Raw genomic sequence first — 8,323 nt, forward strand, 5'->3', positions numbered from 1 at the left:
CTCGTGGGCTCGGAGATGTGTATAAGAGACAGGTAAATAACAAGCTTATAAAATATTTTTTTTGCTATTTGCGCAAACGATTGCACAAATTACTTAGAAATGTTTTAAGTTCGAGGGGAGAGATGTTTATGGATAATAGTAAAACTTTACTACAGAAAAAAACCAAAGATAACAGTATTGATTATCATAAATTAAATGCTGTTTTAGATTATGAGGTCAAAGAAAACGAACTAAGATTAAATTTTGAATATGCAAGTCTGGTAATCAGATTTTTGACTGCTGATATTTTTAGAGTGATTATGGCTCATTCAAAACAGGAAATTAGTTACAAGAGTACTCAGGCAGTGACTGAACATGGTTTAAGTTACCAAAATTTTAAACTAAATGAAACAGAATCTGAATTACTTATAAAAACTGATAAACTGCTTCTTAAAATTAGCAAAAAAAAGTTTATACTCAAAGTACTTAATGAAAACGGAGAATTGATTCATGAAGATTATAGTAAATATGCTTTAGGCTGGAAAAAGCAAAAGGTTAGAGCCTGGAAATCATTTAAAGAAAATGAAAGATTTTATGGCTTAGGAGAAAAAACTGGTTGGCTTGATAAAAAGGGAAGACTTTATGAGATGTGGAATCATGATACTTTTTTTCCTCATGTTACTGATACTGATCCTTTATATCAGTCAATTCCATTTTTAATCAGCTTTAATCAGAAAAATAGTTATGGAATATATTTTGATAATTCCTATAGGACTTTCTTTGATCTAGGAAGTGAGGGTCAGGATTATTTTTCTTTCTGGGCTGAAGGTGGAAAATTAGATTATTATTTTTTCAATGGTCCTTCTTTAAAAGAAGTAGTAAGCAAGTATTCACAAATAACAGGAACAATGCCTTTACCACCAAAGTGGTCATTGGGCTATCACCAATCACGCTACAGTTATTATCCACAGGCTGAAGTTGATCAGCTTGTCAAAACATTTCGAGATAAAGAAATACCTTGTGATGCTTTTCATTTCGATATTCACTATATGTATCAGTATAAAATTTATACCTGGGATGAAGATCATTTTCCTGATCCCGAAGCTATGATTTCTAATCTTAAGGCAAATGGAATTAAAACGGTTACAATTATTGATCCTGGTGTAAAAAGAGATCCAGAATATAAACTTTATCAGGAAGGTATGAAAAATGATTATTTCTGCAAATATTTGGATGGTAAAGTATTTATAGATAAGGTTTGGCCGGGAAAATGTGCTTTCCCGGATTTTACTCAATCAAAAGTAAGAAAATGGTGGGCCGGGCTGCAGAAAGATTTTATAGATATTGGTGTTAAAGGTATCTGGAATGATATGAATGAACCTGCTGCTTTTAATAAAACAGATACTATGGATGTTAATGTAATGCATCAAAATGATGGTGATTGTGGCACCCACCGACGTTTTCATAACTTATATGGTTTTTTAGAAGATAAGGCAACTTATGAAGGTTTAAAAGAAAGTCTAGAAAATGAAAGACCTTTTGTTTTAACTAGAGCCGGTTTTGCTGGTATACAGCGCTATTCTGCTGTTTGGACCGGAGATAATAGAAGTATCTGGGATAACCTTAAGCTTGTAATGCCAATGCTGATGAATATGGGTATGTCAGGTATCAGCTTCTGCGGTACTGATGTTGGAGGCTTTACCGGTAACAGTAATGGAGAACTCTTATGCCGCTGGACTCAACTGGGAGCCTTTGTTCCTTTCTTTAGAAATCACTGTGAGAGCAGAGCTATTTCTCAAGAACCATGGTCCTTTGGCAAAAATTATGAACAAATAATTAAAAAATATATTGAATTAAGGTATAAACTAATTACTCATATTTATAATCTTTTTTATCAGGCTTCCCAAAGCGGAATTCCGGTTATGAGACCTTTAATTATGGAATATCCGGATGATAAAGAATGCGAGAATCTTTCAGATCAGTTTATGCTTAGAGATAGTATTATGATAGCTCCTGTTTATCAGCCTGATAAGGATAAGAGAATGCTTTATCTTCCAGCAGGAAAGTGGATAGATTTCTGGACAAAACAAGTTTATGAGGGAGAAAAACATTTAATAGTTGATGCTCCTTTGGATACTATGCCAATTTTCATTAAAGCTGGCAGTATTATTCCCTTAAATAAAAAACTAAATTATATTGGAGAAAAAGAGATTGAATGTCTGGAATTAAATGTTTATTTAAATAAAGCCAACAAGTTTGGAAGTTATAAACTCTATGATGATGATGGTATTTCATTTAATTATGAAAATGGAGACTATAACATTACTGAATTTGAATATGAATATACAGATAATCAGCTAATATTTAATATAAATAGTATAGAAGAAAACTATCAACAGGAATTTAAAAATTATAAGCTGCTTTTTAATAACTTAAATAAGGATCCTCTAAATATCTATGTTGATGGTAATGAAATAAGTGACTTTGATTACTTTGATAATACACTGGAATTGACAGTTCCAGTTGTTATAAATAAAATTACCATTGAATTAAATTAAGTTACAAAAAATTAAAAGGAGGAATTATTAATGAGAAAATCAATTATTACTATTTCAATTTTAGTTTTAGCGTTAAGTTTAATCTTTTCTGTAGGTGCTGCTGCTCAGCAGGATCTTGATAAAAAAGAAGTTACAGAAAAAATAACACTTAACTTTTGGGAAGCTGATGAAGAAAGAATTGATAATGAAATCTTAGATCCACTGATTAAAAAATTTGAAAACAAATATCCTAATATTACTGTAGAAAGAACTCATGCTGGTAGTGTTGAAGATTTAAGGCAGAACACTCAGACTGCATATATGGGTGGTCAGGGACCAGATGTAGTATTAAGTCCTTTTGACCATGTTGGCCCATTTTCAATTATGGGACTTGCTCAACCATTAGATGAGTTAATTAGTCAAGATATGAAAGACAAATATATTGATGCTGCTCTTCCTGGAATGAGTCTAAATGGAAAAATTTATGGTGTCCCAACAACTATGGGTAACCATCTAATGTTAATGTACAATAAAAATATTGTGGATGAGGCTCCAGAAACAATGTCCGATTTAATTGAAGTTGCTAAGGCAAATACAGTTGATGAAGATGGTGATGGTCTAGTTGACAAATATGGTTTAGCATATAATTTAAATGAGCCATTTTGGTGGGCTGCTTTCCACGGAGGTTTTGGCGGCTGGGTATTTGATGAAGAATATAACCCAAATTTAGATACTGAAGCAACTGTTGATACTTTAGAATTTGTTCATTCACTTAAATTTGAGCATGAAATTGTTCCAAGAGAATCTGATTATGATCTGATGGATAGTTTATTTAAAGAAGGAAGTGCAGCCTTTATCATTAATGGTGACTGGGCAATTGAAGGTTATAAAAATGCTGAAAATGTTGATTTAGGTGTTGCCCCAATTCCTAGATTCGAAAAAACTGGTAAATATGGTCAACCATTGACAAGTGGCAAAGGATTTATTGTAATGTCACAATTACCTGAGCAAAAACAAATTGCTGTTATTAAATTTATTGATTTCATGACAAGTACAGCAGCACAAGAATTATTTGTAGAAAACAATTTTCTTCCAAGTAATGATCAGGCATATGGTTTACCTCAAATTCAAAATGATCCAATTATGAAAGGATCTGCTGAACAGCTGAGGAATGGAAAAGCAATACCTGTAGTTCCTGAAATGAGAGGTATCTGGGATGCTGTTAGACCTGCTTTACAAAGTGTAATGAGTGATGATTTAACACCTGAAGCTGCTGCAGAACAAATGCAAAAAGAAGCAGAAGAAAATATTAAAAGCATGCAGTAAATATTATTTTACTTACAATTAAATAGAGGGGGTATTTGCCCCTCTATTTAAAATTATTTAGGAGGTAATTAAATGAGTCAACCTGATGAAAATTTAAGGTTTACATCAGCCTTATCAAACTTTTCATTAAAAGATTTTTGGAGGGAACACAAATTTTCTTATTTGATGTTACTACCAGCTTTTATAGTAGTTTTATTTGTAGTTATTTATCCTTTTTTCTATAACTTTAGATTGGCTTTTTCTAATTTGAATATGTATAATATGCGCCAGTTTATTCAGAATGGAACATTAGATTATATTGGAATTGATAATTTTATTCAAATAATTAGTGAAAGTTCTTTTTGGATTATTCTATTAAGAACTGTAGTCTGGACTGTTATTAATGTAGTTGCTCATGTTGGCTTTGGTATTTTTTATGCTATTATACTTGATCGTGATTTAATGTTTAAATCAATTTATAGAACTTTACTAGTAATACCATGGGCTATTCCTCAGTATATTGTTGTTTTAATTTGGAAGGGAATGTTTAATTATCGTTATGGAGCAGTAAATTTATTTTTAAGAAGGTTGGGAGTGCCAGGAGTTGCCTGGTTAAGTCAGGCAAATACAGGTTTTTCCGCTGCTTTAATAGTAAATATTTGGCTTGGAATTCCTTTTATGATGATGATTGCTTTAGGTGGCCTGCAGAGTATTGATCCTACTTTTTATGAAGCCGCTGAAATAGATGGAGCTAGTAATTGGCAGCAGGTTAAGCATGTAACTTTACCTTTATTAAAACCAGTAATGCTGCCAGCTGTTATTTTAGGTGTAGTTTGGACATTTAATAATCTAAGGGTTATTTATCTTTTAACTCAAAATACTTTAACAAATAAAATTGATATTTTAGTTACTCATGTCTATCGTTCCGCCTTTGAATTTTATCGTTATGGTTATGCAGCGGCATTTTCTTTAATTATTTTTGTTATTTTATTGGTCTGGGCAATCAGCTTTATTGATTATATTAATGAAGATTAAAAGGAGGTTATTAAATGTCTGTTAAAAATGATCCTACATGGAAAAAAATTGTTTTTCATATAATATTAATTATTTCTGTAATTATAGCAGTTTATCCAGCCTTAAGAGTCTTTGGAACTTCTTTAAGACCTGGTAATTCTTTACATTCAACAAGTCTTGCGATTATACCTGATAATGCTACTTTTGAGGCATACAGAACTTTAATTTTTGATAAAGGGTTTTTGATCTGGCTTAGAAACTCTCTATTAGTAACTTTTTTTACAGTTATCATTGGCGTTTCTTTAGCTTCAACAGCTGGCTATGTTTTTTCTCGCAAAAGATTTCCAGGAAGAAAAGGTGGACTGACTTTCTTTTTGTTAACTCAGATGTTTCCGGCTACAATGCTTTTATTACCAATGTATATTTTATTAGCTCAATTTGGTTTAACGGAACAAACAATAGTAGTGCCTTTTTTAGGAATGGCTAAGGCGCATATTGGTTTGATAATTATGTATTCTTCTACAGCTTTACCACTTTGCGTCTGGCAGATGAAAGGTTATTATGATACTATTCCAGAAAGTCTGGAAGAAGCAGCTTTAGTTGATGGTTTAAATCAGTTTCAGGCTTTTTATATGATAATACTTCCTCTTGCTAAACCCGCTCTGGTAATTACAGCTTTATTTTCGTTTATGACTGCCTGGAATGAGTATATGGTTGCCAGGGTTATAATGACAGATAATAGTTTATATACCCTACCAGTTGGTTTAACTAATTTAGCAGGTCAGTTTAATACAGCCTGGGCTCAATTTGCAGCTGCTTCTGTATTAATTATGCTTCCAGTTATGGCTATTTTCTTAATTCTTTCTCGCTACTTAGTTGGTGGATTAACACTCGGTGGAGTAAAAGGTTGATTTAGTATTTATATTTATATGAATTGGAAAATATTATATGTTTTTTTGTGTTGAGATAATATTAAATAATTGCACTGCGAAAAGTCTTAACTATCAATTTTTGAATTACACAATCCCTATTATGATTAGAATATCAAATCTTTAAAATAGCTAAAATCGACTTTTCGCAGTTTAACCATATAATAATTTTTTTATTGAGAGTTTTCAAAAATTTGAAAGAAAAATAATTTTTTAATATTTGTGCAAACGATTGCATAAGTATTAAATAAAGAAAGAAGGTGATAACTATTAAATGGTGATGTAATATAGACAAATTTTTATAAAAATTCAAAAATTTGAAAGGGGTTAAATATTTTATGAAAAAAACTATAACAATTTTAGCTGTTCTAATGTTTTTGACATTTTCTTTATCAATAAGTGCTTCAACTCTTTCTGATGTGCCTTCTGATCACTGGGCATATGATGCTATTAACAATTTGATTGCCAGTGGAATTATTGAGGGATATTCTGATGGTCAATTTAAGGGCGGAAATTCTATGAATCGTTATGAAATGGCTGTAATAGTGAATAGAGTTTTAAAAGAGATTACTGATGAAATAGATAAGAATAATCAAAATTTAAGTGAAGGTGAAGCGGAAGATGTTACAGTTATAGTTAAGGAAATATTAAATAAGAGAAATTCTGATGATAATAACATAAGTGATGCTGAGGCTGAAGAAGTAAAAAATATTATTAAGTCTCTGACAGCTGAATTTGAAAGTGAACTCGAAGTAATTGGTTCTGATATTTCTGTTTTAAAAGAAAGTGATGCAAAGCAGAATACAAGATTAGATACTGTTGAGGAAAAGCAAAGTCGTTGGGAAGGTTTTGAGTGGCACGGATATGCCCGTTCTGGTTATGTGATGAATGCCAATGGAGGTTCGACAGATCAGAGACTTCCTAGCGATTTTAGACTGGGAAATGAAATGGATACTTATTTTGAACAAACAGTTTCTAATAAGATGACTACTAATTCTGGGGCTTGGATGAAAGGTCAATTTACTTTTGCCCATTCTAATGATTTAAATGGAACTTATGGTATATGGGAAGATGGAATCGCAGTTAGAGAAGCTTTTATAGAAGGTGGAGGTTTTGATTTTGCACCTGAAGCTAATTTTTGGGCTGGTGGTCGTTTCTACGGTAGAAACGACATTCATATTACAGATTTTTACTGGCGAGATATGAGTGGATATGGTGCTGGAGTTAAGGGAATTAAATTTAGTGATTTTTCTATGGATTTAGCTTTTATTGGAGAGTCTGAAGGTACTGTATTTGAAAACGTTGGGGAAAAGTCACAACAAAATATCGATATAAGACTAAAAGATATTGAAGGTTTAGGTGGTTATTGGGAATTTGAATTAACTCCTTCTTGGTCAAATGGAGATGAAAACGAAGTGAATACAAAGGATAGAACTGGTATTCAAGCCGCAGCTGTTTATAACCGTTCTGACTTTTATGGTTTTACAAATGGAAACATGACAGCAGCTCTGCAGTATGGAGATGATTTAGGATCTAATGTAGGTTCTTCATATGGTTTAGATAAAAATGAAGAACAAAGCTCTGTCAGATTATTAACTTATGGTTTAACTTCGATTAATAAAAATTGGGATGTTATGCCGCAATTTGTCTATCAATTAGATCAAGATTATGACGGTAAAAATGATAAAACTAATATTACTGCTGGTGCCCGTTTTGTAAATTACTTAACTGATAATTTTGCAATGCAATATGATATTGGTTATGATTATACTGATATTGATGACCAAGGAGATTATAAGGTAACTAAGTTAACTATTGCTCCTACAATTAAATTAGAAAGTAATTTCTGGAGCCGTCCTGAGATAAGAATTTTTGTAACTCATGCTTTTGGTGATGAGTACAAAGATGATGCAAAAACTGATTCTGTTTTTGCAGATGAATTTGATGAGGATAGTGGAACCGTTTATGGTGTTCAATTTGAAGCCTGGTGGTAAAATTTAAAAATGTTCAAATCAAAAACCCTATTTCTAATTATTTTATTGGAATAGGGTTTTCATCTATAATTAAAATTTTCTTGTATTTGTTTTTACAGCAGCTGTAGTTGCCAGTAGATCCAGCCTTACATTTTATTTTAAATAATTTGTGTAGTTTGTAATTGAAAATAGGGATAAAAAGTGTTTAGAAAATATATTGGCATTGATTCTACTATATTACTTTTATTAGTATTTTGTTGTTTTTTCAAGGTTAATGAAGTATATACTGCTTATAATTTCTGGGATCCGGGGGAATTTAGGCAGAAAGATAGTACCAGAACAAAATATGGTACGAAAAAAGAGTTATTGCTGTTATGAGCCAAGAAATATTTCAGTAACCAGGACATGATTTTTACCAGTAAATGAGTAAAAGAACAGTAATAAAGAGTAAAAATTTTCGAGTTAAAAAGTCCCTTTAATTCAACTTGAATTCGGCAAGTAAAAATACCGAATCCAGTTATGATAGTCTTTAAACAGTAAATCTAGTTCAAATTTTTTTGAATAAAAAAATAGAATCTCCTTAAGG

General features: G+C 31.6%; 5 protein-coding genes. All 5 read left to right on the forward strand.

Annotated elements, in window-relative coordinates; translation table 11 throughout:
- Window positions 1-128: 128 nt before the first annotated feature.
- Window positions 129-2,537, forward strand: a complete 2,409-nt coding sequence (locus CI949_RS13320; RefSeq protein ID WP_290767244.1) for a glycoside hydrolase family 31 protein — start codon at window positions 129-131, stop codon at window positions 2,535-2,537.
- Between the two features lie 30 nt (window positions 2,538-2,567).
- Window positions 2,568-3,842 carry an extracellular solute-binding protein gene (locus CI949_RS13325; RefSeq protein WP_290767246.1) on the forward strand — a complete coding sequence of 425 codons (1,275 nt, stop codon included), beginning with the start codon at window positions 2,568-2,570 and terminating at the stop codon, window positions 3,840-3,842.
- A 72-nt stretch (window positions 3,843-3,914) separates the two neighbouring features.
- Window positions 3,915-4,856, forward strand: a complete 942-nt coding sequence (locus CI949_RS13330) for a carbohydrate ABC transporter permease (RefSeq protein ID WP_290767248.1) — start codon at window positions 3,915-3,917, stop codon at window positions 4,854-4,856.
- A gap of 14 nt (window positions 4,857-4,870) precedes the next feature.
- Complete coding sequence (locus CI949_RS13335; RefSeq protein ID WP_290767251.1) at window positions 4,871-5,746, forward strand: sugar ABC transporter permease; 876 nt, start codon at window positions 4,871-4,873, stop codon at window positions 5,744-5,746.
- Window positions 5,747-6,102: 356 nt separating this feature from the next.
- A complete protein-coding gene (locus tag CI949_RS13340) occupies window positions 6,103-7,758 on the forward strand; it encodes a carbohydrate porin (RefSeq protein WP_111573162.1) in 1,656 nt (551 codons plus the stop codon).
- Window positions 7,759-8,323 lie beyond the last annotated feature (565 nt).

The sequence above is a fragment of the Halanaerobium sp. genome, from assembly GCF_003070835.1.